Raw genomic sequence first — 23,850 nt, forward strand, 5'->3', positions numbered from 1 at the left:
GGCGTTAGCCGCCACCCGACAAAAAAACGGCACTGTTCACGGTAATCCTTTCATTTATTTTCCTGTCTTAAGTGATCTCGCTAGCAATGTGAGACAAATCTCCGCCGCGGTATGGCATCTGCGCTGTTTCGAAGTTGTTAAACTCTGCGTTGTGTTCTAGAAACAAACTGTAACATCCTGATTACCCTACCGGTGGACCACAACAATGAATAATTCAGGGAAATACCTTATCTGGACACTGCTCTCCGTGATCGGAGCCTTTGCCCTCGGCTATATCGCCTTAAACCGGGGTGAGCAGATAAATGCGCTGTGGATTGTCGTCGCGGCGGTCTGCGTTTATCTGATCGCATATCGTTTCTACGGCCTGTATATCGCCAAAACCGTCCTCGGCGTTGACCCAACGCGGATGACGCCGGCGGTACGACATAACGACGGCCTCGACTATGTTCCGACTGACAAAAAAGTGCTGTTCGGTCACCATTTTGCGGCGATTGCCGGCGCAGGGCCGCTGGTTGGCCCGGTGCTTGCCGCGCAGATGGGCTACCTGCCGGGGATGATCTGGATCCTCGCCGGCGTGGTGCTGGCCGGCGCCGTGCAGGACTTTATGGTGCTGTTTGTTTCGACCCGTCGCGATGGCCGTTCGCTTGGCGAACTGGTTAAAGAGGAGATGGGGCCGACCGCTGGCGTACTGGCGCTGGTGGCCTGTTTTATGATCATGGTGATCATCCTCGCGGTACTGGCGATGATCGTGGTGAAAGCATTGACCCACAGTCCGTGGGGGACATACACCGTCGCCTTTACCATCCCGCTGGCGATTTTTATGGGCATCTATATTCGCTATCTGCGCCCGGGGCGCATCGGCGAGGTGTCGGTGATAGGCCTGGTGATGCTGGTGTTCGCGATCATTTCCGGCGGCTGGGTGGCGGAAAGCCCGACCTGGGCGCCGTGGTTTGATTACACCGGCGTACAGCTGACGTGGATTCTGGTGGGTTACGGCTTTGTGGCTGCGGTACTGCCAGTCTGGCTGTTGCTGGCGCCGCGCGACTATCTCTCCACGTTCCTGAAAATCGGCACCATCGTTGGTCTGGCGATTGGCATCCTGATTATGCGCCCGACGCTGACCATGCCGGCGCTAACGAAGTTCGTTGACGGCACCGGCCCGGTATGGACCGGCAACCTGTTCCCGTTCCTGTTTATCACCATCGCCTGCGGCGCGGTTTCCGGCTTCCATGCGCTGATCTCCTCCGGCACCACGCCGAAAATGTTGGCCAACGAAGGGCAGGCCTGCTTTATCGGCTACGGCGGCATGTTGATGGAATCCTTCGTCGCCATTATGGCGCTGGTGGCGGCCTGTATTATCGATCCGGGCGTCTACTTCGCGATGAACAGCCCGATGGCGGTGCTGGCGCCGGCAGGAACCACCGATGTCGTGGCCTCGGCGGCGCAGGTAGTGAGCGGCTGGGGCTTTAGCATAACCCCGGATACGCTGCGCCAGATTGCCAGCGAGGTCGGCGAACAGTCGATTATTTCACGCGCCGGCGGCGCGCCGACGCTGGCGGTGGGGATGGCTTACATTCTGCACGGCTCGCTGGGCGGACTAATGGATGTCTCTTTCTGGTACCACTTCGCCATTCTGTTTGAGGCGCTGTTTATCCTGACGGCGGTTGATGCGGGCACCCGCGCGGCGCGATTCATGCTGCAGGATCTGCTGGGCGTGATTAGCCCCGGGTTGAAAAAAACCAGCTCGCTGCCGGCTAACCTGCTGGCGACCGCGCTGTGCGTCCTGGCGTGGGGCTACTTCCTGCATCAGGGGGTGGTCGATCCGCTGGGCGGCATCAATACCCTGTGGCCGCTGTTCGGTATTGCCAACCAGATGCTGGCGGGGATGGCGCTGATGCTGTGCGCGGTGGTACTGTTCAAGATGAAACGCCAGCGCTATGCGTGGGTGGCGCTGCTGCCGACAAGCTGGCTGCTGATTTGTACGTTGACCGCTGGCTGGCAGAAGTCGTTTAGCCCGGATACCAAAGTCGGTTTCCTGGCCATCGCCAATAAATTCCAGGCGATGATCGACAGCGGCGCCATTCCGCCGCAGTATACGGAATCGCAGCTGGCGCAGCTGGTGTTTAATAACCGTCTTGATGCCGGGCTGACTATCTTCTTTATGATTGTGGTGGTGGTTCTGGCGCTGTTCTCGATTAAAACCGCGCTGGCGGCGCTGAAAGAGGATAAACCGACGGCGAAAGAGACGCCGTATGAAGCGATGCCCGCGGATGCGCAGGGCTTAACGGCGCAGGCAAAACGCGCGCATTAACCTGTTTGGCCTACCTTTCTTCTCCTCCCTCTCCCTGTGGGAGAGGGCTGGGGTGAGGGAAATAAGCGAGAAACTCATTATGTTCGACACCCTTTCAAAAGCAGGAAAATATTTAGGCCAGGCGGCGAAGATGATGATCGGCGTGCCGGATTACGATAACTACGTCGAGCATATGCGAATAACCCACCCGGATCAGACGCCGATGACCTATGAAGAGTTCTTTCGCGAACGCCAGGACGCGCGCTACGGCGGCAAGGGCGGGGCGAAGTGCTGCTAGCCTTCTTTTGGTAAGTAGAGGCTGATTTGCTCCTGGGTACAGCCGTAAATCGCCGCCAGTTTTTCGCGGGTCCGCTTCTGCGGACGGGAGTCCAGCGCTTCCAGCTGTGACACCGCGGACTGGCTGATGCCGAGTTTAGCCGCGACCTCCCGCTGTGAGAGTCCGCGCAGGATACGCCACGCGGCCTGCAGGCTGACGTTTTCTTTATGCATCACGTCGCAGACATCCCCTGGCAGCATTACGTTATCATAGATATCTGATTCATAAGAAATATCTTCCCAATTGTTTTCATCCTCGTCGTCGTACTCCAGCAGAGCCAGGCGCATACGAAAGTAATCGCTGTAAGGAATGACGACATACTGGTCTTTTCCTTCTTCATCCTTGATGTACTGAATAGTCATATTCGGTATGTTCCTCATGAATGTAGGTGGTGGTGGTTCGGCGTTTAACCGCCACTACGTAGCAGGTATCGTCCGGCGGATCCCCAAAGGTGTAGATGACTCTGTAATCACCTAATCGCAGCCTGTAGTGGTTTTCGGGAAAGGACAATTTTTTGATATCCGAGATAGGTGAAGCTTTATCATTCATCTTCTCCAGCCTGGATTTAATGCGGTTCTTATACCGATTATCGATTTTAGAAAATTGCTTATTTGCCGTTTTTGACCAGACAATCTTCATCCGTACCTCCACTGTACGCCCACACAAAACATAAGGAAATAATAAGACTATTAGATAAATTCCGAATTTCTTATGGAGTACAGTAGAGCGGAGAAAAAACGCAGGTAAGAGGCAAAGCGTAACCCGTCGAGGCGGCGCGGGAAGGCCTCTGCCGGGCGACAGAGGCTTGCAGAAAACATGCGATCAGGCGTTCAGGCCGCCATCCACGTCGAGCCCCGTACCGGAGATCTGCCCGGCGGCCGGGCTGGCCAGGAAGGTGACCGCCGCGGCGATGTCTTGCGGCTGGCCGTAGTGACCGACCGCAATCATCTGGCGCTGGGCTTCCGCCTGTTCCCCATTCTCCGGGTTCATATCGCTGTTGGTCGGCCCTGGATGGACAAGGTTAACGGTGATCCCGCGAGGGCCTAAATCACGCGCCAGGCCACGGGTCAGGGAGTTGAGGGCGGACTTGGTCATGGCGTAAACCGCGATGCCCGGCATGGCTACGCGGTTGGCCAGACAGCTGCCGATGTTGATGATCCGTCCGCCATCGGACATATGCACCAGCGCTTCCTGGATAGCGATGACCACCCCACGAATATTGACGTTGATAAGGTCGTCAATGTCCGCCAGCGTCATGGATTCCAGTGGACCGCCGCGGGCGATGCCAGCGTTGTTGACCAGAATGTCCAGCCCGCCGAGGGCCCGGGCTGCATGGGTGACGGCATCCTGAATGGCCTGCGCGCTGGCGCTGTCTGCCTGCACCGCTTCGCTGTACCGACCCAGCGCCTTAATTTCATCGGCGACTGCCTGGGCTTTATCGGCCGATTTTTCATACGTAATAACCACATCGGCGCCGGCGCGCGCCAGCGACAGCGCAATAGCGCGACCCAACCCACGGCTGGCGCCGGTAACCAGCGCCTTCTTACCTGTTAAATCGATCTGCATGATGACCTCGTTACGAGAGTGGTGAGAATCATCATTAGGTATAGATGGTCTGGGTGATTAACGGCTGAAGTATTCCACCTTCTCAAACGTCGCGCGCAAAGCGTCAGGGGTAACGTCGCCGGCAGGCTAAAGCGCTGCCAGGGCGGGAAGCGCTCCTTATGGGGGTTGGGTTAACCTGATGTTATGCCTGGACATCCAGATGGCTAATATTATTTGGTTTTAGCTTATGCTTTTTACGCAGTTGTCAGGCATCGGCGGCTGTGAAAAATTCGTTAAATCAGAATATTAATTGCCTGGGGAGGGTGATGAGCGTGAATCGCCTTGAGATGCATAACATTAGCCTGGCCTTTTCCGGCTTTCAGGCGCTGAGCAAGGTGGCGTTTACCCTTAAGGGCGGAACGGTGCATGCGCTGACCGGCGCCAACGGCGCAGGCAAATCGACGCTGATGGCGGTGTTGTGCGGGACGCATGCCGATTACGAAGGTGAAGTGGTGATCAATAACCAGCCGGTTAGCATTCGTTCGCCGCGCGATGCAAAGCAACTGGGGATTCATCTGGTACAGCAGGAGGTGGATGTTGCGCTGGTTCCGGGGCTGAGCATTGCGGAAAACATCATGCTGGACAGGCTGGCTGAACCGGGTGCGGTTTTTCGCTGGTCGCGGGTGCGTCAGCAGGCGCGCGAAGCGCTGGCGCAGCTTGATATTGCGCTGGACGTTCGACGTTCAATCGATAGCTGTACCCTTGCCGAAAAGCAGCAAATTCTGCTGGCTCGCGCACTGTCGCACCACTGCCGTTTTTTGATTCTTGATGAACCCACCGCGCCGTTGGATCAGCACGAAAGCGAACGCTTATTTGCGGTGGTTCGTCGTCTGCAGCAGCAGGGGATCGGCGTGGTCTTTATTTCGCATCGTATCCATGAGCTGAAAGCGATTTGCGACACCCTGACGGTGCTGCGCGATGGTCGTTTAATCGAAAGCGGCCCGATGGCCGAACTCAGCGGCGAACAGATCGTCGAAAAAATGCTTGGCCACGAGTTGAGCGATATTTTCCCGCCTGCGCGTCCGCCGCATGGCGAAGAGGTGCTGTTGCAGGTTGACGGTTTGCATGACGAAGCGCTGTTGCAGGATATCTCGCTACGCCTGCATAAGGGGGAAATTCTCGGTATCGCCGGCTTGGCGGGCGCGGGGAAAACTGAACTCTGCAAAGCCTTATTCGGCGCCAGTAAAAGCCGCCTGCGCCACGGCGAACTTAACGGCCAGCCGTGGCGGCCGCGCGATCCGGCCGATTCCGTCCTCCAGGGGCTGGCGCTGGTGCCGGAAGAGCGGCGCAAAGAGGGGATATTCATCGATGAGGCGATCGCCATGAATCTGGCGGTCAGCGCCGATAACAGCTTTTCGCGCTGGAGCCTGTTCGGCCATCGGCAGGCGTGGCGGTGGGCGCAGGAGGTAATTGCCCGTATCGGCGTGCGCGCCACCGGACCGGGGCAGTCACTGCGCCGTCTCTCCGGCGGTAATCAGCAAAAAGTGGCCATCGGCAAATGGCTGCGCGGCAGTGCAAACGTGCTGATTTTCGACGAGCCGACGAAAGGGGTGGACGTGAAAGCGAAAACCGATCTGTTTCAGTTAATTGATGGCCTGGCGCGGGAGGGCCGGGGCGTGATTTACGCCTCCGGCGAATTTTCCGAGCTGGTGGGCCTGTGCGATCGCATCTGCGTGTTATGGGATGGGCGCATTGTGGCGGAAATTCCCGGCGCCGAAGCGCGGGAAGAGACGATTCTTTATTACTCCACCGGAGGAGCGGCAGCGTGAGCAAGGCCCTGGCAGTCAACGCGACGGTATCGGGCCGTCAGCGGTTTTTCGATTTTCTCTATAAATGGGGCATGTTGCTGACCGTGGTGCTGCTGGTTGGCGTCTTTGGTTTAGCCTCAGATAACTTTCTTGATCCCTTTAACATCATCAACATTCTGCGCTCCATCGCTATCGTGACGGTGATTGCCATTGGGGTGTCGATTTCGCTCACTATCGGCGGTTTCGATCTGTCGGTGGGGTCGACGGCGTCGCTGGCGAATGCGTTAGTGATTTCGTTGTTTGTCTGGCACGGCCTGAACACCACTGAAGCCATTCTGATTACCCTCGCGCTCTGTACGCTGGTGGGGTTATTCAACGCGTTTCTGATCGTGGTGCTGCGCATTCCTGACATGCTCGCCACGCTTGCCAGCCTGTTTGTGATTCAGGGCGTAGCGATGACCTACAGCTACGGCGGCTCGATCACCGAAAATATGGTGTTGCCGAGCGGCGATATGGCTGAAGGCACGATTCCGGCGGCGTTTGGCGCGCTGGGGCAGGTACCGACCATCGTCATTATCATGCTGGTGGTAACGCTAATCGCGCAGCTGGCGCTGTCGTTCACCACCCACGGGCGGCGGATGTACGCCATCGGCGGTAATCCGGAGGCGGCGCGGCTCTCCGGCCTGCGGATCACGCGCTATAAAGTGGCGGCCTACGTGATTGCCTCGCTGCTGGCCGGGCTGGGCGGCATTCTGCTGGCATCAAGGATTGGTTCTTCCCAGGTGAACGCCGGCGGCGGTTACCTGATGGACGCGGTCGCGGCGGCGTGGATCGGCTTTTCGCTGGCGGGCTCCGGCAAGCCGAATGCGCTGGGAACGCTGGTGGGAGCAGTTATCCTCGGCGTGCTTTCCAATGGCCTGGTGATGCTGTCGGTGCCCTATTACGCGATGGACATTATTAAAGGACTGGTGCTGGCTGGCGCGCTGGCACTGACCTATTTTCAGCGCCGGACCTAACACTTTACAGGGTAAACAAAATGAAAAAGATAGCACTTTCTCTTATGGCGCTGGGCCTGCTGCAGTCGATGGCAGCGCTGGCGCAAACCCCGACGCCGGTTCCGGCGGCGATCGCTGAGCATAACGGCCCGATCCGCATCGCGGTGATTCGCAATCTCGGTTCTGACGATAACACTACCCAGTTTGTCGCCGGGGCGATTCAGGAAGGTAAAAAGCTCGGTTTTAAAGTCAGCGCTTTCCTGAGCAACGGTGATGACGCGAAGTTCCAGGATTTCGTCAATCAGGCCATTAGCCAGAAATACGACGGTATTATTCTTTCCCAGGGGCGCGATCCCTACTCGACCGCGCTGGTGAAAAAAGCGGTCGATGCCGGGATCAAAGTGGCGGTGTTCGATACCGCGGTGCAGGGATCCGTCCCCGGCGTGACGGTTAGCCAGCAGGATGACGCCTCGTTGACCGAGCTCTCTTTTGGCCAACTGGTAAAAGACTTCAACGGCAAGGCCAACATTATCAAGCTATGGGTGGCAGGCTTCCCGCCAATGGAGCGCCGCCAGGCGGCCTACCAGACGCTGCTAAAACAAAATCCGGGGATTAAAGAGCTGGAGTCTATCGGCGCCGTGTCATCTGACGTGCAGGGTGACACGGCCAACAAAGTTGGCGCGATTCTGGCTAAGTATCCTAAAGGTAAAATTGACGCCATCTGGGGGACATGGGATGCCTTTAGTCAGGGAGCCTATAAGGCGCTGAAAGAAAACGGGCGCAGCGAAATCAAACTCTACAGCATCGATATTTCCAATCAGGATTTACAGCTGATGCGGGAGGCCGGTAGCCCGTGGAAGGTTAGCGTGGCGGTCGACCCGAAACTCATCGGCGCCACCAATGTGCGCTTGATTGCCAATAAGATTGCCGGGGAAAGCACCCCGGCTACCTACGATTTCAAAGCGGCGGCCATTCCGCAGGCGCTGCTGGCGGCACAGCCGGGGGCGGTCAACGTGGCGTCGCTGGGGAAAATCATCCCAGGCTGGGGGCAGACCGAAGATTTTATTGCCCCGTGGTTTGCCACCCTGGAAGCCCAACATAAATAATCACGCGGTTAGCTGTACTGACGTACGCGGGCGATAAGTTCGTCCACGCTATCGATACGCTCGGCGATGACGATCAGCGCTTTGCCGAGCGTAATTGCATGGCGCAGGCATTCGTGGCGCATGGCCGTGTCCGGAATCGAATCGATATCGGCGACGTGTGAAAGCCCGACGCTGCGGCGTATCAGTTCAGTTCCGCAGAATCCAATGGCATCGCACCATACTTTTTTGAGGAATACTGAGGCGTAACCGGGGCAGGCCAGCGCCGCATCGCGGGTTTTCTCCGTCGCTAACGCCTGGAAACGCTCGCTGAAGGTGTGCCACAAGGTCTGTATATCGTTGAGCCGCTGTTCGCGCGCGGCGGCGGCATCGCGAATGCCGAGATGGCCAGGTAGACCACAATAGTTAAGCAACAAATTGCCAATGGCGGTGCCGACGTCAAAACCGATAGGGCCGAAATAGCCAAATTCGGCATCGATGGCTTTAAGGCTATTTTCAGCGACGAAGATGGAGCCGCTATGAATATCGCCGTGCAGCAGGGCTTCGGCCTGTGAGAAAAAGCGGTGCTTCAGCGCCGCGACCGCCAGTTTAAGCTGAGCGTCCTCACGCAGGGCGGCAACCTCTTCTTCCAGCTCCGCCGGGTAGTTATTGCGCTCGTGGATCTGATACGGATCGTTAAAAAACAGATCCTCGGTGATCTCGCACATTTCCGGATTGATAAATTGCGCCACCTGCGCTTTTTTCTCATGCGGATGGAGATAGAAATCGCTGGTGTGGAACAGCGTCTGCGCCAGATATTCGCCCAACTGGCCTGCCGCCTGCGGATAGTAGACGTTGCCGATAAGCTCGCCGCGCCAGATACGGTGATCGGAAAGGTCCTCCATTATCATCACCGCCAGAGCGGGATCGAAATGAAGAATGTGTACCGTATGCTGCGGGCTGTGCTGATAGTGGGCGACCAGGGTCTGTGCTTCGAGGCGCGCGCGGTCGAGGGTCAGCGGCCAGGATTCGCCGACGCAGCGCACGTAGGGCAGCGCCTGCTTAACAATAATCCGGCTCACGCCCTGAGCATCGAAAATTTTGAACACCAGATTGAGATTGCCGTCGCCTACCTCCTGCGCCGACACCAGCTCAGACGGATCGTCGAGCCCGCCAAATTGTTGTGCGTAAGCCACCGCATCGCTGGCCGTGAAGGTATGGTATTGCGACATTGCCTCGATCCTCAAAAGTGCTGAATTAAGCCGTTCAGACGTCTATACATCTGGATTTCATCCTGACACAATGTGATACAACAACGCAACAGGGATTTAACGATATGCAGACACTACAGACCACCAGCCTGCGGGTAAGCGAAAATCAGCTTTTTATTCTCGATCAACAGGCATTGCCGCAGGAAAAACGCTGGCTGGCGGCGGATAACGTTGCGCTGCTGGTGGACCATATTCATGCCCTGCGGGTGCGCGGCGCGCCGTTGATTGGTCTCTCCGCCAGTCTGCTGCTGGCGCTGTTGGCGCAGCGCGGCTTATCCCGCGACGAGCTTGCTCAGGCGCTGGAAACCCTGCGCGCGGCGCGGCCGACGGCGGTCAATCTAATGAATAATCTCGATCGTATGAAGCAGGCGCTGGCGCAGGAAGACTATCCGCAGGCGCTGGAGACCGAAGCGCTGCGCCTGATTGCGGAAGATAAACAGCTGTGCGCCAGCATTGCCGAAGCTGGCAATGCGCTGGTAACGCCGGGTAGCCGTTTGTTGACCCACTGTAATACCGGTGGCCTGGCGACGGCGGGGGTTGGCACCGCGCTGGGGGTTATCGCTTTGGCCCATGAACAGGGCAAGGTGGCTAACGTCTGGGTCGATGAGACGCGGCCGCTGCTGCAGGGCGGGCGCCTGACCGCCTGGGAGCTGGGTGAGCTGGGCGTGCCGTATCAGCTGATTACCGACTCAATGGCCGCCAGCCTGATGGCGCAGGGGCAGGTTGATGCGGTATGGGTCGGCGCGGATCGTATCGCCGCCAACGGCGACGTGGCGAATAAAATTGGGACCTATTCGCTGGCGGTGCTGGCTCACTATCATCGTATTCCTTTCTACGTGGCGGCGCCGCAAACCACTCTCGATCGCTACTGCCCGAACGGCGCGGCGATCCCGATTGAACAGCGTGCGGCGCAAGAGGTGACCGGCGTAAAAGGCAGCTTTGGCGCCGTGCAGTGGGCGCCAGAAAACGCGCCGGTTTATAACCCGGCCTTTGACGTGACGCCAGCCGCGTTAATCAGCGGTTGGGTGCTGGATAGCGGCGTGGTCACGCCACAGCAGGTGGCAGACGGTATTTTTGCGCCGCTGGCGTAACGGTTAACAGTGATAAGGAACGATTATGTGGCAAGAGCGACTCGCACAACTGGTGACCACCTGTCACTGGATTGGCGCAAAAGGGTGGGCGCCGGCGACCGGCGGCAATATGTCAGTACGCGAGGATGCGCGCTGGTGTTGGTTGAGCGAATCGGGGCGCGATAAGGGCAGCCTGACCAGCGACGATTTTTTACAGGTGGACATCACCAGCAATCGCGCGCCGTCGGGCCGTAAACCGTCGGCGGAGACCGGCTTGCATACGCTGGTTTATCGTCTGTTTCCGCAAGCGAACGTCGTGCTGCACGTGCATACCGTGCACGCTACGGTGCTCTCACGTCTTGAAACCAGCGATACCCTGCAGCTGCAGGGCTATGAAATGCAAAAAACGCTGAGCGGGCAGCATAGCCATCTCGATAGCGTACCGGTGGCGATTTTTGATAACGATCAGGATATTGAGGCGCTGGCGGCGCGGGTTGAAGCGTATGCCCGTAGCCATCCTTTGCGTTATGGATTTTTGATCCGCGGCCACGGTTTAACCTGTTGGGGCAGGGATGTTAGCGAGGCGCGGCGTCAGCTGGAAGGGCTCGAATTTCTCTTCGAATGCGAGCTGCTGCGCCGCCGCTATGCATAAAGGTTAGGGTAAGCGCGGATAGGCATCGGCGATAGCATCGCCGGTGAACTGCGCTATCCAGCCTTCCGGATTGTCAAAAATACGAATGGCGGTGAAATTCGGCTCCGAACCCATATCGAACCAGTGCGGCGTATGCGCCGGGACGGAGATCAGATCGTTCTTTTCGCACAGCACCTGAAAGACTTCATCGCCGATATGCAGGCAAAACAGCCCGGCGCCTTCGACAAAGAAGCGCACTTCATCTTCTCCATGGGTATGCTCATTGAGGAATTTAGCCCGCAGCGCCTCTTTCTGCGGATTATCCGCCCGCAGGCTAATGACATCCCAGCTCTGGTAGCCCTTTTCAGCCACCAGTTTATCAATCGCGTGCTGATAGGCCGCAATAACGGTTTCAGCGGTTGGCGCCGGGCCCAGGTAGCGATCGGCCTGCCAGCGCTCGAAGCGTACCCCTTTTGCGCGCAATTGCTGCTGGATTTCATCGGCGTTGCTGCTGTGCCAGCGTGGATGGCTGGCGTCGTTAACGGAAAAAATAGTTAATTCGCTCATGCGGGAAGTTGCTCCGGGTCGATGTCGTCAAAACGCTGAACCTGTGGATGATGGCTGGCCGGGTCGCAGTCGCCGCGTACCAGCTGCAGGGTGCGTAAACCTGCAGATTCGGCGGCGTCCAGTTCCTGATGGATATCAGAGAGGAACAGAATGCTCGCCGGGCTATGCCCCAGTTGTTCGGCGATAGTGCGATAGGATTGAACTTCGCGTTTGGCGCCGACCAGGGTATCGAAATAGCCGCTGAAGAGATGAGTAATATCACCTTCGTCGCTGTAGCCAAATAACAATTTCTGCGCGGCGACCGAGCCTGAGGAATATACATATAAATCAATGCCCATCGCCTTCCACTTCTCCAGCGCCGGGAGTACATCGGGATAAAGATGGCCGGTAAAGTCGCCGTTCAGATAGCCCTCGCGCCAGATAATGCCCTGCAGCGCTTTCAGCGCCGTGGATTTACGATCTTCGTCCATGAAGCGGAATAGCGTCTCGATAAGCGCTGCGGTACTGGCTTCGGGAGCGGCGATTTCTGTACGCAGATTGTCGAGAATGGTACTGACCGGCTCGACATACTGCTGCGCGCTGACAAAAGCGGCCAGCCGCTCGCGGGCGTAGGGGAATAAGACGTTATGGACGAAGCGAATGTCGCTGGTGGTGCCTTCAATATCGGTCACGATAGCGCGGATCATGGTATCTCCAGAGTGGATAGTGCGCCGTGCTGCCGGTGGCGTCGGTTTGCCGCCTGCCTGCGGCAAGCGAAATAACGTTAGCATTTAGACGTCTAAGCGTCTTGATTGCCAAATATTAACATCGTGTTATAGTGGCTTCAACAACAGCATTACAATCGGAACAAAGAGAATGAGCAATAAACCACTGATTCCTGAGAGTAAACTCCCTGCATTAGGCACCACCATTTTTACCCAGATGAGCGCGCTGGCGCAGCAGCATCAGGCCATCAATCTATCACAAGGTTTTCCGGATTTTGATGGCCCGCGTTACCTAAAGGAACGGTTGGCCTGGCACGTCGCCCAGGGGGCTAACCAGTACGCTCCGATGACCGGCGTACCGGCGCTGCGCGAAGCCATTGCCGATAAAACCGCTGAGCTGTATGGCTATCGCCCGGATGCGAATAGCGATGTCACCGTCACCGCGGGGGCGACCGAAGCGCTGTATGCGGCGATCACCGCGCTGGTCAGAGCCGGCGATGAGGTGATCTGCTTTGACCCGAGCTATGACAGCTACGCGCCAGCGGTAGAACTTTCCGGCGGGGCGCTGAAACGTATTGCTCTGCAGCCGCCGCATTTCCGCGTTGACTGGCAGCAGTTTGCCGCCACGTTAAGCGACCGCACCCGTTTGGTCATTCTTAATACGCCGCATAATCCATCAGCCACGGTCTGGCAGCGGGAAGATTTTGCCGCGCTGTGGCAGGCGATCGCTGAACGGGAAATCTACGTTATCAGCGACGAAGTGTATGAACATATCTGTTTTGCAGAGCAGGGGCATGCCAGCGTGCTGGCCCATCCGCAGCTGCGCGAGCGGGCGGTAGCGGTCTCTTCTTTCGGTAAAACCTTTCACATGACCGGCTGGAAAGTGGGTTATTGCGTGGCGCCTGCCGCCATCAGCGCCGAACTGCGTAAGGTGCACCAGTATTTGACGTTTGCCGTCAATACGCCCGCTCAATTGGCGCTGGCGGATATGCTGCACGCGCAGCCGGAGCACTACCGCGAACTGCCTGCGTTTTATCGGCAGCGTCGGGATCTGTTTATCGATGCGCTACGTGATAGCCGGCTGGAGATTTTGCCTTGTGAAGGGACCTACTTCTTGCTGGCCGACTATAGCGCGATCTCTGACCTTGATGACGTCAGCTTCTGTCGCTGGCTGACCACTGAAGTCGGCGTGGCGGCGATCCCGCTGTCGGTATTCTGTGCCGATCCGTTCCCGCATAAGCTGATTCGCCTGTGCTTCGCCAAGCAGCCGGAGACCCTGCAGGCGGCAGCAGAGCGGCTGCGTCGCCTGTAGCTATTTCACCGTCCATGCCTGAGAAAATTGACGGTCGCCGAACATCTCGGCCAGGCCGTTAATTTGCTTCAGGCGCAGCACTTCATCGGCATCCATCCCCAGCTCTTTGCTGATTTTGCTATTGCTCCAGCCGAGATTGGCCAGCTCGCGGACAATTTCCGACATCGCGTGGATCTGATGGCGCCCGCGCGCCCGGTTGTGGCGGATAGTCGCGGCCATCAGGGCATCGCGCGGGGGGCTGTTCGCCGACAGACAGGTTACCGGCAAATATCCCTTGAGCTGTTTTTTCAGCGACAGCTTGCTGCCCGCCAGTTCGTGGCGGTGAAAACCGTCAACGATGGTATAGCGTTTTGACTGTTGATTCTGCACCACGATCGGTTGCGTGAAACCATTGGCCTCCAGCGAAGTTAATAACAGCCGCTTTTCCGGCGGCGCAAGGTTATTAGGGTTGTAATCGTTGGGAACCACCTCTTCCTCTTTAACCCATAGCACGCAGTCAACCGGCTGGTTGTGAAAGGGGCTATGGCGGTGCAGAGCCTGGCGAAAGTGATTCAGCGCGTCGATTTTTTCCTCTTCCGGCAGCGCTGCCAGATACTCTTCTATTTGGGTAATTAGTCGTTGTTGCATAGCAGTCCCCATTGTTGGCGTTTTTTACTTATGCGCTTGCAGTAGCTTTTATAGCGGGTGGCTTTAGTTGGGCTAAATGAGAGCTGGCGACACCAGTAATCATTGTTTAATAACACTTTGCAGACGCGCCGCCATGAAGGGATATCCCGGGTGCCGATGTCGCTCTCCTGGCTATCGGGGATATCCTCCATTCCCTGTTTTTGATACCAATGCAGATAGACCGCGATTTTATTACGATAATGCTCGGCGGTTGGCCGCGGCATGCTATCCAGCAGGAACAGGGCGTAACTCTTCCAGCTGTGGTGCCCGGGTTTATCGAGTTTGCGGTGGCCATAAAATTTGTTGTCGTACCCTGCGTAAATACCACCGCTGTGCACGCCGTTTACGCGCTGGCAAATGGCTGCCCAACGTTCTGGCTCCAGCACATGATACAGCCAGAGACCCTGGCGCTGCTCCGGGCCAAAGGGTTCGCAGATGCGCATATAGCGCAGCGGCACCCCGGCCTGATACATCAGATCGTAAAGGGGGTTATAGGTATGACCGCTTTTGCTAAACCACGTCCAGATATCGGCGGTTTTCCAGTCATAAATCGGGTAGATGTACCAGGTATGGCCGCCCGGCGCCGATGTCGTCCATGGCTTATCATCGGCAAAGCGCAGTTTGCGCTGAGATGAGATGGTCATAAACCGATTAAGCGATTCATCTGCCCGGATACCCACCATCATCGCCGCCGGACGGTTTTGTGAAAACCAGTCGGCGAAATCACGGACGAACTCTTCGAAGCTCATTCCGCTGCTATAAAACGGGAAATAGCCGGGATCGGTAATGGCGTCAGCGGGCGGCTGGCGTACCCAGTTGACGCCCGGCTCCCAGCATTGCCACTCCGGCGAAAACTGAGTCAGTGAATTTTGCGTGGTGAGCGGTAGGGCGACCCAATAAAATTTCTCAATAACATCCTGGTATTCGGTACGGATATTTTCGCAATGCTGAATGGTGCAGGAAAATTGCGCCTCCCAATCAATAAACAACACGTTGATTTTTTTTCCCATTTGCCGGGCGCAAAGCGCCGCCAGGTGCAGCATGGTGGTGGAGTCTTTTCCGCCGGAGAAAGAGATGCAAATGCGTGAAAAATTTTCTAATACCCACTGTATCCGCTGCTGGCTAGCCTGAAGAACGGACTCGGGTAATGGAATTTTTACCAAAGACATTACCATTAATCCTTTAATGTGATGGATGCGCTTTCACGGTAGTGTAGAACACATTAATGGTAAGGTTAATATGAAATGGTAATGTTTTAAGTGGGTTCAATGTAATTCACACAAACATATTCACCATGTGAATATGTTTGTAATGGCAAATTAGTTGACTGCGGTATTTTGCGTAATAAATTCGGCAAATTTGGGGTTGTTTAATGATGAACGATTATAAATCATATAGGCCATTACCGGAGGGATCGGGTCAGGCAAAATGATTTCGCGGAATTTAAATGACGCGCTAAAATAACTTAATGCGTGCTTCGGGACAAAACCAATAAGATCGCTCTGATTGATCATCGTTAAAATAGCTATTAGCGAGTTGCTGCGAAACGCAATTCTTCTTTCAGGCATGAGATCGCTCCCGTGCTGTTGAAAGGCCTTTACATTCGGGTCAGATGAGGTGTAAAGCGTAAATCCTTCCCGAGACACCTCTTCAAATGAATTCAGATGATCTGCACGAGGGTGGCCTTCGCGACAAACCAGTGCAATTTCTAATTCCTGAAAAGGCTGGCAAATAGTACTGTGATTAGAAAGAGGCGTAATACTATAAATCAGGTCGGCTTTACGGTAAGCCATCAGGTCTTCAACGCTTTCTGGGGATAGCAGCAGATCGCGATGATCGATTTGTAGATTCGGGTCCATGTGCAATTTATTAATTAAATCCATGGTTGCTGGTGATATAAGAAGTTGCGGGCTGTAAATTACAAATCGTTTACTTAATTCAGAATGATTGGCGATATTAATTGTTTTTTCTAATTGGTTGAGGTTTTTTTCCAGGTGATGATGTAAGTTCATGCCCACGGTCGTCGGGGTAATTCCTTTACCGGAACGCACAAATAGCGGATCGTTTAATTGATTACGTAACCGCTGCAGTGACTGGCTTACCGCGGAAGGAGTAATAAACAGCGTTTCCGCCGCTTTACTGATACTAAGATGTTGATAAATGCACTCGAAGATAACCAACAGGTTTAGATCGAATTTTTTTAAATCATAAAGGTTGGCCATGCTTAACGTCCTGTTTATGTTGCAGCGAGGCGAACGGATTATTATTTCTTACCGTTATACATTTGTGGCGATGCTATCAAATATCATTATTATAGCTAAATATACAATTAATCCCTACTAAATGTATACCAACCAATCGCTTTCCGCCAGATCCTTTTTTGTCCTTAAGTACCTGGCGGAAATGCGTTATTTTTTACTGCTGCTTTTCACCCATCATCACCTGCAGTTTCTCTTTATCGGGTAGTCCCACTACCTGCTGCAACATGTTATCTTTATTCATATAGTAAATAGCCGGCGTGGCGTTAGCGCCAAGGTCATCCATCAGCTGCTGGTTGATATTCAGGGTCCTCATCAAGGCCGCAGGGATATCTGTCGGTACGTTCAGCTTCAGTTTGCCGTTGGACTGTTCGTAATCATGCCAGGTTTGCGCCGGGTCTTTGCTTGCCAGTATGGCCGCTGCGGTGGCCGGACTTTCTGGTTTAATCACGCCGACCAATAAGGTGCGTAGTTGCACCTTACCGGATTCAACCCACGGCCTCGCCTGTTGCCAGAACTGTTTACAGTAGGGGCAGAAAGGGTCGGCAAACACATAAAGGACGATGGGCGCCTCTTTTTTACCTTCCCGTAGCCAGTCAGCGGACTCGAGTTTTTTCCACATCGCCTGTCCGGCCGGGGTATAGAGTTCTTTCTGGAAAAGCTGTTCGCTCAGATTGTTGCCTTTTTCGTCGTACATGTAGCCGGAAATGGCGTGCTTACCGTCGGGGGTGAGATAAATAGCAACGCCCATATCCTGATACTTCCCGAGCCAGCCTTTGACGCCGCCGGGGGCTTCAAAGGGCTTAATGATAGTAATACCCTGTTTTTCTATTGCTTTTACGGGGGCGGGGAGGTCTTCGGCATAGCTACACAACGGCAGCAGGCTCAGAAAAAGCAGTCGTTTTAACATGAGTATTCCTTTTAAATCAGAAGCTAATGTGCAGTGGTGGTGAAACCTATCGCAGCCATAGATAACACCTGCCGGGCGTTTGGTTGCCCTTTAGTTCGGCGAATGATGTAATCCTTCATGCTGTTACATTAAGGTGTAGAGCGCAACATATTGCCAGCCATTCTGGCGCTGAAGCTACCTGCGGGTATTTCAGGTAACGGGGCCGCCTGAGAGGGCGGCCTTTTTACTTTCAGCGAAATGAGGCGAAACACGGGGAAAAACCGCGATCGCGACGGCAGGTTCACAAAGTTGTCTTGTTACGGTTGTTAGATAACGCTTATTGATTTGATAATGCAAACGCATTGGTCGAGTCAGGAAAAATTCGTTAACTTAGACCTCAACAAAAACACGGAGGAAGTATCGATGTCTTTAATTAATACCAAAATCAAACCTTTCAAAAACCAGGCATTCAAAAACGGTGAATTCATCGAAGTTACCGAAAAAGACACTGAAGGCCGCTGGAGCGTCTTCTTCTTCTACCCGGCCGACTTCACTTTCGTTTGCCCGACCGAACTGGGCGACGTGGCTGACCATTACGAAGAGCTGCAGAAACTGGGCGTAGACGTTTACTCTGTTTCTACCGACACCCACTTTACCCACAAAGCGTGGCACAGCAGCTCTGACACCATCGCTAAAATCAAATACGCGATGATCGGCGACCCGACTGGCGCCCTGACCCGTAACTTCGACAATATGCGTGAAGATGAAGGTCTGGCTGACCGCGCGACCTTCGTCGTTGACCCGCAGGGTATCATCCAGGCAATCGAAGTTACCGCTGAAGGTATCGGCCGTGATGCGTCTGACCTGCTGCGTAAAATCAAAGCCGCTCAGTACGTTGCTTCCCACCCAGGTGAAGTGTGCCCGGCTAAGTGGAAAGAAGGCGAAGCGACGCTGGCTCCTTCTTTAGATCTGGTTGGTAAGATCTAATTCGTTTTATTCCCGCTAATCAACGGGCGCACCAGCGCCCGTTTTATTCCAACACCATGATGCAAGCGCATTCAGGCTGCCTGACTAAGGCCGCTTGCATGATGATGTTTTAAGCCCAGGAGATAAAAATGCTCGACACCAACATGAAAACCCAGCTCAAGGCCTATCTTGAGAAGCTGACCAAACCTGTTGAGCTGATTGCCACGCTGGATGACAGCGCTAAATCGGCAGAGATCAAGGAACTGTTGGCTGAAATCGCTGAACTGTCAGACAAAGTTACCTTTAAAGAAGACAACACGCTGGCGGTACGTAAGCCATCGTTCCTGATTACTAACCCAGGTTCCAACCAGGGGCCGCGTTTTGCTGGTTCTCCCCTGGGACATGAGTTCACCTCATTAGTACTGGCGCTACTGTGGACCGGCGGTCATCCGTCGAAAGAAGCGCAGTCGCTGCTGGAGCAGATCCGCAACCTTGACGGTGATTTTGAATTCGAGACTTACTACTCGCTCTCTTGCCACAACTGCCCGGACGTGGTGCAGGCGCTGAACCTGATGGCGGTGCTGAACCCGCGCATCAAACACACGGCGATTGATGGTGGAACCTTCCAGAATGAAATCACCAATCGCAACGTGATGGGCGTACCGGCGGTGTTTGTGAATGGTCAGGAGTTTGGTCAAGGTCGTATGACGCTGACTGAAATCGTCGCCAAAGTGGATACCGGCGCGGAAAAACGCGCGGCGGAAGAGCTGAACAAACGCGATGCTTATGATGTTCTAATCGTCGGTTCCGGCCCGTCTGGCGCAGCGGCGGCGGTATACTCCGCGCGTAAAGGCATTCGTACCGGCCTGATGGGCGAACGTTTCGGCGGCCAGGTGCTGGATACTGTAGATATCGAAAACTATATTTCCGTACCGAAAACCGAAGGCCAAAAACTGGCCGGCGCCCTGAAAGCGCACGTCAGTGAATATGATGTTGATGTGATTGATTCACAAAGCGCGGCAAAACTGATCCCGGCAGCCGTCGAAGGCGGCCTGCATCAGATCGAAACCGCCTCCGGCGCGGTGCTGAAAGCGCGCAGCGTGATCATCGCAACCGGCGCCAAATGGCGTAACATGAACGTGCCTGGTGAAGACCAATACCGCACTAAGGGCGTAACCTACTGCCCGCACTGCGACGGCCCGTTGTTTAAAGGTAAACGTGTGGCGGTGATTGGCGGCGGTAACTCTGGCGTTGAAGCGGCAATTGATTTGGCGGGCGTCGTTGAACACGTGACGTTGCTGGAGTTCGCGCCAGAAATGAAAGCCGACCAGGTGCTGCAGGATAAAGTACGCAGCCTGAAAAATGTCGATATTATTCTCAACGCCCAGACCACCGAAGTGGTTGGCGACGGTAGTAAGGTGACAGGGCTGCAGTACCGCGACCGCGTCAGCGGCGATGAGCATCATGTCGCGTTAGCCGGTATTTTTGTCCAGATCGGCCTGTTGCCGAATACCAACTGGCTGGAAGGTACGGTTGAGCGTAACCGCATGGGTGAAATCATCATTGATGCCAAATGTGAAACCAACGTGAAGGGCGTATTTGCCGCCGGCGACTGCACTACCGTGCCGTACAAACAAATTATTATCGCCACTGGCGAAGGTGCGAAGGCTTCTCTGAGCTCATTCGATTATCTGATTCGTAGCAAAAGCGCATAAAAAGTCGTAAGACAACACCTGCACACAGCAAAGAGGCGACCCTGGGGTCGCCTCTTTTTTTTGCTTATTGCACCGTTCCGTTATCTCACGACCATTACCGGAATATGGGCATGACGAATCACGCTTGAGGCGTTTGAACCCAGTAAATGGGTGCTGATCGACGGATTACGTGAACCGATGACTACCACGTCAGCTTTGATTTCATTGGCCAGTTCATTAACCATATCGCGGACGTTGCCGAAACGCACATGGCTCTTAATACGTGAAGGGTCAATGCTAAAGTGGCCGACCATGGTCTGTAAGCGAGTTTCCGCTTCATGCTGTAAATGCTCTTCAAAGCGGCGCAGATCGGCGGTAAAACGGCTCATGGTGAAGCTGGATGAACCGGGTAAGACGTGAAGTAAATGAATAATACCGTCCTGTTGGGCGAGAAACTCTGCATGGCGGACAGCCTTGTCGCTCAGCTCCATTTCAAAGACATCAACCGGCATAATGATAGTTTTATACATATGCATTTCTCCTTGTTTGTCTGTTTCTATATCAACATATTATACAAGGATATTGTGGCATTCAGGTCGCAAAACTGTATACGCCGTCACGGGATGAGGTAAAAATTTGTCAGAGAGGAAGGGAAACAGAAAGAGGATGACGAGGCATCCTCTGAATAAAGCGTGAAACGCCTCAGGCAGCGGGGTATTTAGCGGTGGAATTCGCCTGCGGCTTCCGGCTGGTACAGCAGTTCCAGCACTTCCAGATGCGCCGATGCGCCGCCGGGTAACTCCCAATGAATGGAGGTACCTACTTTCAGCCCGAGCAGCGCCGCGCCAACCGGCGCCAGAACCGAAAGCTGAGTGGCGCTATCGGTCGCCTGCGCTGGGAAAACCAGGGTCCGCACCCGTTCTTCACCGCTGGTTAAGTCGCGGAAGCGGACTTTGCTGTTCATGCTGACGACGTCGTGCGGCATTGCTTCCGGCGCCAGCATTTGCGCGCGGTCCAGTTCGTCGTTCAGGGCATCGGCTACCGGTGAATTAGCATACGCCGGCTGTTCAAGCAGTCTGTCGATACGTTCAGCATCGAATTCATTAATAATGATTGCGGGTCTGGTCATTGCATACTCCATGTTATCCAGGAACCTTTTCCGTAAAAGAAAACCCTCGCCGAAAGGGGCAAGGGTTAATGTCCCTTCATCATACTGAGACTTGCCTGATGTTTGAAGTGATTAAGTGCACATTCAGCGCATCGTTAGCAAAAGCAGATGAAATGGACGCATCGCTTTGTTATCAAGAACCGACTTTGTCCAGCACAAACTGCTTAGCGCAGTTGCCCGGATGCGGCTGCGGCAGGAACGAATCTGCGCCCAGCGGAGCATTGATCGCGCTAGCTTTGATGGAGATTTGCATTTCCGTTAAATAAGCGGGATTGCCGTCACAGGTTAATTTAAAGGCTTTCACGTTTTGCGCGCCATAGGCTTTGGCGACGGCGGCATCAAAATCGCTACGGCTAACGGTTTGTCCGTAATGTTTCGCCAGAAAATCGCCGATTGCGCTTTGCTTCACTTCGCCATTCAGGCGCACCATCGTGCCGAAGTAGCTATCCGGATCGAAGCCGAAACAGACGCCATGTTTGGCATACTCATAGCGTTCCAGGCAGGAGTTACCGCCGGAACCCGGCATCACGCTATTCAGCTTATTGGCCATTTCCAGCGATAGCCCGGTTTCCGCGGCCTGGCATTTACGCCCGGCTCTGACTTCCGGCATATTGGGGATAGGGCGCGTCGCGCAGCCGTAGCGCATCCAGCGGCGCTCATCGACGCCGCGCGAGGCGATCGACTTCGGCAGGCCCGGCCACAGGCCGTGTACCGTCAGAAAATCGGCTTTGTTGCGTTCTTCCTGCTGTAGCCGGCACTCCTCTGGTTCATTACGATTCCTATCCAGCATGCTCTGACAAAAACCGGTTTGCCAGGACAATGCCAGCACGTAACGATCGAAATCACCGTATTTCGTCGCGGTAAGCGGTTCTGCGCCAACCTGTGTTGCGCCGAGTAAAAGGGCAATGGCGACGACATCCTTCCTGAACATTTTTATTCCTGATAGTGGGAGATGATTAATTGCTGGGATTTATTAAAGCATAAAAAAGGCGCCTGCTGGCGCCTTTTCACTGCGGTTTGTGGTTTATTGAATCGCGGCGCCGGGGACCAGAATCTCGGTGGCGATGATCACCACTAACAGGCCGACGATAACGGGGACCGAGGTGCGTTTAACAACTTCGAACGGAGAAATCTTCGCCATTCCCGCCACCGCCACCACCACGCCGGAAACCGGTGAAATGGTGCGTCCCAGATTCGATGCCTGCAACATAGGGATCGACAGATAGGCCGGGTTGATGCCGGAAGAGTGGGCAAGCTTCGGGATCATCTCAACGAAGGCGTAAAACGGCGCGTTGCCGGAACCGGTAGTCATCGCCGCCAGCATGGTCAGGACGACTAATACCAACATCAGGATGATGCTGGCGGATCCGAACGAGGTCGCAATAGAGATAAGACCGTCGATAAAACCGATAGTGCTCAGACCCTGGGCAAATACGCCCGCCGCGACTAACAGCATGACGACGCTGGCGAAGGCGTCCGCCATGCCGCGATAGGCGGCTTCCAGCCCGGTGAAGACCTTTTTAGTGTCAAAACTGCGCAGGAATTCCAGTACTGAAGCCAGCACCATACAGATCACCAGAATCGTGATGATGTGTAACTCCGGCCCCCATTTGCCGTCAAAAATCAGCACGCCGATAATCGGTGTGAAAGGCAGAATGGCGTACAGCGCCGGGGCGGTGGTGGTTATCTCATTGACGTCGAGCATCTCGTGCGAGGCGTTCTCTTTTTTATCGAGGTAGCGCTGCCAGAAGAAGTGAGCGATGGCCATACAGACGATAGCGGCAATCGAGATAGGTAAAGTGGTTTTGAAAGCGAAATCAATCAGCGGCATTTCGGCAGCTTTGGCCGCCAGCACTACGTCACCGGAGGTTGGTGACAGGATCAACGCGGCAGGGGAGGCGCAAATCGCCGCCGCGGCGCCGCGGCTGATGCCGACATTGACCATTACCGGAAACAGGGTCGCCATCAGCAGCACCCCAAGGCCAGTTGCCGAGGAGACCGCCAGCGACATCAGGCAGGCGAGGAAGTAGGCGGCAATCATCAACAGATAAGGCGAGTTAATATATTGCAGCGGCTTAGAGGCCAGTTTAACCACCATATCGTTGGCCCCGATATGGGTCATATAGGTGGCGAAACCGCAGAGCATCATAATCATCATGCCGAGGTCGCCGCCGCGGCTCATAAGCAGTATTTTAATATATTCAAAGATGTCGGTTGCGGTGTAACCCGTACTGGCGGCGCTGGCCGGGAGAACTTTATGCCCCATAATGGCGCTGGCGATAAGCAAGATTAAACCGCCGACAAACAGCACCCCTGTCGCGGAATAACCTTTTATAATGTAGCGGGCGACGCCCACAATAACCACGACCCCGATAAGGATCTCAACAAGCGTAAGCATACTTTACCCCTAAGCCATTAACCCAAAGAATCTGCTGATATCTAAAGCACTACAAAAATTAAGTGATGGAATGTGCCCAAAAAACGGACAGAACTTGCTGACCCAAATCAATAAACTACTGAGAATTGACTAATCAGAACCCGTGGCACGGCTAACATCACAAAAGTTGTCTACCAGCATGAGCTTTTTGCTATGGCGC

The 23,850-nt window shown here is 54.8% G+C and carries 24 protein-coding genes; 10 read left to right on the plus strand and 14 right to left on the minus strand.

The genetic code is table 11. The annotated features are described in order from the left end of the window. Positions 1-205 precede the first annotated feature (205 nt). Together cstA and ABLV07_RS01880 are read left to right on the plus strand one after the other, a co-directional pair. The gene (cstA, locus tag ABLV07_RS01875; protein WP_032714050.1) at positions 206-2,311 is read left to right on the plus strand and encodes a pyruvate/proton symporter CstA; all 2,106 of its coding nucleotides are present in this window, start codon (positions 206-208) and stop codon (positions 2,309-2,311) included. A 79-nt stretch (positions 2,312-2,390) separates the two neighbouring features. Beyond that, positions 2,391-2,588, plus strand: a complete 198-nt coding sequence (locus ABLV07_RS01880; RefSeq protein ID WP_002893903.1) for a YbdD/YjiX family protein — start codon at positions 2,391-2,393, stop codon at positions 2,586-2,588. Here the strand turns inward: ABLV07_RS01880 and ABLV07_RS01885 are convergent. The 3 genes from ABLV07_RS01885 to ABLV07_RS01895 form a co-directional block, all read right to left on the minus strand. Beyond that, positions 2,585-2,989 carry a helix-turn-helix domain-containing protein gene (locus tag ABLV07_RS01885; RefSeq protein ID WP_015704715.1) on the minus strand — a complete coding sequence of 135 codons (405 nt, stop codon included), beginning with the start codon at positions 2,987-2,989 and terminating at the stop codon, positions 2,585-2,587. The two genes, ABLV07_RS01880 and ABLV07_RS01885, sit on opposite strands and share 4 nt — an antisense overlap. After that, entirely contained in the window at positions 2,964-3,266 is a 303-nt protein-coding gene (locus ABLV07_RS01890) for a type II toxin-antitoxin system RelE/ParE family toxin (RefSeq protein WP_102001746.1), read from the minus strand. Before ABLV07_RS01890 ends, ABLV07_RS01885 begins: the two co-directional genes overlap by 26 nt. A 183-nt stretch (positions 3,267-3,449) precedes the next feature. Next, the gene (locus ABLV07_RS01895) at positions 3,450-4,193 is read right to left on the minus strand and encodes a 3-oxoacyl-ACP reductase family protein (protein ID WP_154105325.1); all 744 of its coding nucleotides are present in this window, start codon (positions 4,191-4,193) and stop codon (positions 3,450-3,452) included. A gap of 305 nt (positions 4,194-4,498) precedes the next feature. Here ABLV07_RS01895 and ABLV07_RS01900 point away from each other — a divergent pair, with 305 nt between their 5' ends. Genes ABLV07_RS01900 through ABLV07_RS01910 form a run of 3 tightly spaced genes read left to right on the plus strand, consistent with a single transcriptional unit; the run spans position 4,499 to position 8,081 of the window. After that, a complete protein-coding gene (locus ABLV07_RS01900) occupies positions 4,499-6,001 on the plus strand; it encodes a sugar ABC transporter ATP-binding protein (protein WP_126027579.1) in 1,503 nt (500 codons plus the stop codon). After that, positions 5,998-6,996: an ABC transporter permease gene (locus ABLV07_RS01905; RefSeq protein WP_015367760.1), complete on the plus strand. Its 999-nt coding sequence runs from the start codon at positions 5,998-6,000 to the stop codon at positions 6,994-6,996. Before ABLV07_RS01900 ends, ABLV07_RS01905 begins: the two co-directional genes overlap by 4 nt. 20 nt (positions 6,997-7,016) lie before the next feature. Further along, positions 7,017-8,081 carry a sugar ABC transporter substrate-binding protein gene (locus ABLV07_RS01910; RefSeq protein ID WP_032714061.1) on the plus strand — a complete coding sequence of 355 codons (1,065 nt, stop codon included), beginning with the start codon at positions 7,017-7,019 and terminating at the stop codon, positions 8,079-8,081. A gap of 8 nt (positions 8,082-8,089) precedes the next feature. Here ABLV07_RS01910 and mtnK read toward each other — a convergent pair whose 3' ends face one another. Continuing rightward, entirely contained in the window at positions 8,090-9,289 is a 1,200-nt protein-coding gene (gene mtnK / locus ABLV07_RS01915; protein ID WP_015704719.1) for an S-methyl-5-thioribose kinase, read from the minus strand. Between the two features lie 104 nt (positions 9,290-9,393). Here mtnK and mtnA point away from each other — a divergent pair, with 104 nt between their 5' ends. Both mtnA and ABLV07_RS01925 read left to right on the plus strand, forming a co-directional pair. Next, a complete protein-coding gene (gene mtnA / locus ABLV07_RS01920; protein ID WP_047063579.1) occupies positions 9,394-10,419 on the plus strand; it encodes an S-methyl-5-thioribose-1-phosphate isomerase in 1,026 nt (341 codons plus the stop codon). A 25-nt stretch (positions 10,420-10,444) separates the two neighbouring features. Further along, on the plus strand, positions 10,445-11,050 hold the full coding sequence (locus ABLV07_RS01925) for a methylthioribulose 1-phosphate dehydratase (protein ID WP_047063578.1): 606 nt from the start codon (positions 10,445-10,447) through the stop codon (positions 11,048-11,050). A 3-nt stretch (positions 11,051-11,053) separates the two neighbouring features. Here ABLV07_RS01925 and ABLV07_RS01930 read toward each other — a convergent pair whose 3' ends face one another. Continuing rightward, positions 11,054-11,596 (minus strand): acireductone dioxygenase, encoded by a 543-nt coding sequence (locus ABLV07_RS01930; protein WP_015367755.1) that lies wholly within the window; start codon positions 11,594-11,596, stop codon positions 11,054-11,056. Further along, positions 11,593-12,282 carry an acireductone synthase gene (gene mtnC / locus ABLV07_RS01935; RefSeq protein WP_047063577.1) on the minus strand — a complete coding sequence of 230 codons (690 nt, stop codon included), beginning with the start codon at positions 12,280-12,282 and terminating at the stop codon, positions 11,593-11,595. The genes ABLV07_RS01930 and mtnC overlap by 4 nt, the downstream gene beginning before the upstream one ends. A gap of 184 nt (positions 12,283-12,466) precedes the next feature. On the opposite strand from mtnC, the gene ABLV07_RS01940 reads away from it, so the two are divergent. Beyond that, on the plus strand, positions 12,467-13,612 hold the full coding sequence (locus ABLV07_RS01940) for a pyridoxal phosphate-dependent aminotransferase (protein WP_221914274.1): 1,146 nt from the start codon (positions 12,467-12,469) through the stop codon (positions 13,610-13,612). Here ABLV07_RS01940 and ABLV07_RS01945 read toward each other — a convergent pair whose 3' ends face one another. The 4 genes from ABLV07_RS01945 to dsbG form a co-directional block, all read right to left on the minus strand. Beyond that, complete coding sequence (locus ABLV07_RS01945; protein WP_086557183.1) at positions 13,613-14,239, minus strand: ParB/RepB/Spo0J family partition protein; 627 nt, start codon at positions 14,237-14,239, stop codon at positions 13,613-13,615. Continuing rightward, positions 14,224-15,447, minus strand: a complete 1,224-nt coding sequence (locus tag ABLV07_RS01950; RefSeq protein ID WP_049033625.1) for a DUF3440 domain-containing protein — start codon at positions 15,445-15,447, stop codon at positions 14,224-14,226. The genes ABLV07_RS01945 and ABLV07_RS01950 overlap by 16 nt, the downstream gene beginning before the upstream one ends. A 150-nt stretch (positions 15,448-15,597) precedes the next feature. Continuing rightward, entirely contained in the window at positions 15,598-16,500 is a 903-nt protein-coding gene (locus ABLV07_RS01955) for a LysR family transcriptional regulator (protein ID WP_032707606.1), read from the minus strand. A 193-nt stretch (positions 16,501-16,693) separates the two neighbouring features. After that, entirely contained in the window at positions 16,694-17,446 is a 753-nt protein-coding gene (dsbG, locus tag ABLV07_RS01960) for a thiol:disulfide interchange protein DsbG (protein WP_015704726.1), read from the minus strand. 402 nt (positions 17,447-17,848) lie between these two features. On the opposite strand from dsbG, the gene ahpC reads away from it, so the two are divergent. Then, on the plus strand, positions 17,849-18,412 hold the full coding sequence (gene ahpC / locus ABLV07_RS01965; RefSeq protein WP_004859485.1) for an alkyl hydroperoxide reductase subunit C: 564 nt from the start codon (positions 17,849-17,851) through the stop codon (positions 18,410-18,412). A gap of 128 nt (positions 18,413-18,540) precedes the next feature. Continuing rightward, entirely contained in the window at positions 18,541-20,106 is a 1,566-nt protein-coding gene (gene ahpF / locus ABLV07_RS01970) for an alkyl hydroperoxide reductase subunit F (protein ID WP_049033628.1), read from the plus strand. 80 nt (positions 20,107-20,186) lie between these two features. Here ahpF and uspG read toward each other — a convergent pair whose 3' ends face one another. The 4 genes from uspG to dcuC form a co-directional block, all read right to left on the minus strand. After that, positions 20,187-20,615, minus strand: coding sequence for a universal stress protein UspG (gene uspG / locus ABLV07_RS01975; RefSeq protein ID WP_015367746.1), 429 nt, complete (start codon positions 20,613-20,615; stop codon positions 20,187-20,189). 188 nt (positions 20,616-20,803) lie between these two features. After that, the gene (rnk, locus tag ABLV07_RS01980; RefSeq protein ID WP_015367745.1) at positions 20,804-21,214 is read right to left on the minus strand and encodes a nucleoside diphosphate kinase regulator; all 411 of its coding nucleotides are present in this window, start codon (positions 21,212-21,214) and stop codon (positions 20,804-20,806) included. A 172-nt stretch (positions 21,215-21,386) separates the two neighbouring features. Then, entirely contained in the window at positions 21,387-22,184 is a 798-nt protein-coding gene (rna, locus tag ABLV07_RS01985; RefSeq protein ID WP_015367744.1) for a ribonuclease I, read from the minus strand. 93 nt (positions 22,185-22,277) lie between these two features. After that, positions 22,278-23,651 (minus strand): anaerobic C4-dicarboxylate transporter DcuC, encoded by a 1,374-nt coding sequence (dcuC, locus tag ABLV07_RS01990; protein WP_015704728.1) that lies wholly within the window; start codon positions 23,649-23,651, stop codon positions 22,278-22,280. Between the last annotated feature and the right edge of the window lie 199 nt (positions 23,652-23,850).

It is taken from the genome of Klebsiella sp. CN_Kp097, assembly GCF_040064495.1.
Lineage (GTDB): Bacteria > Pseudomonadota > Gammaproteobacteria > Enterobacterales > Enterobacteriaceae > Klebsiella > Klebsiella aerogenes.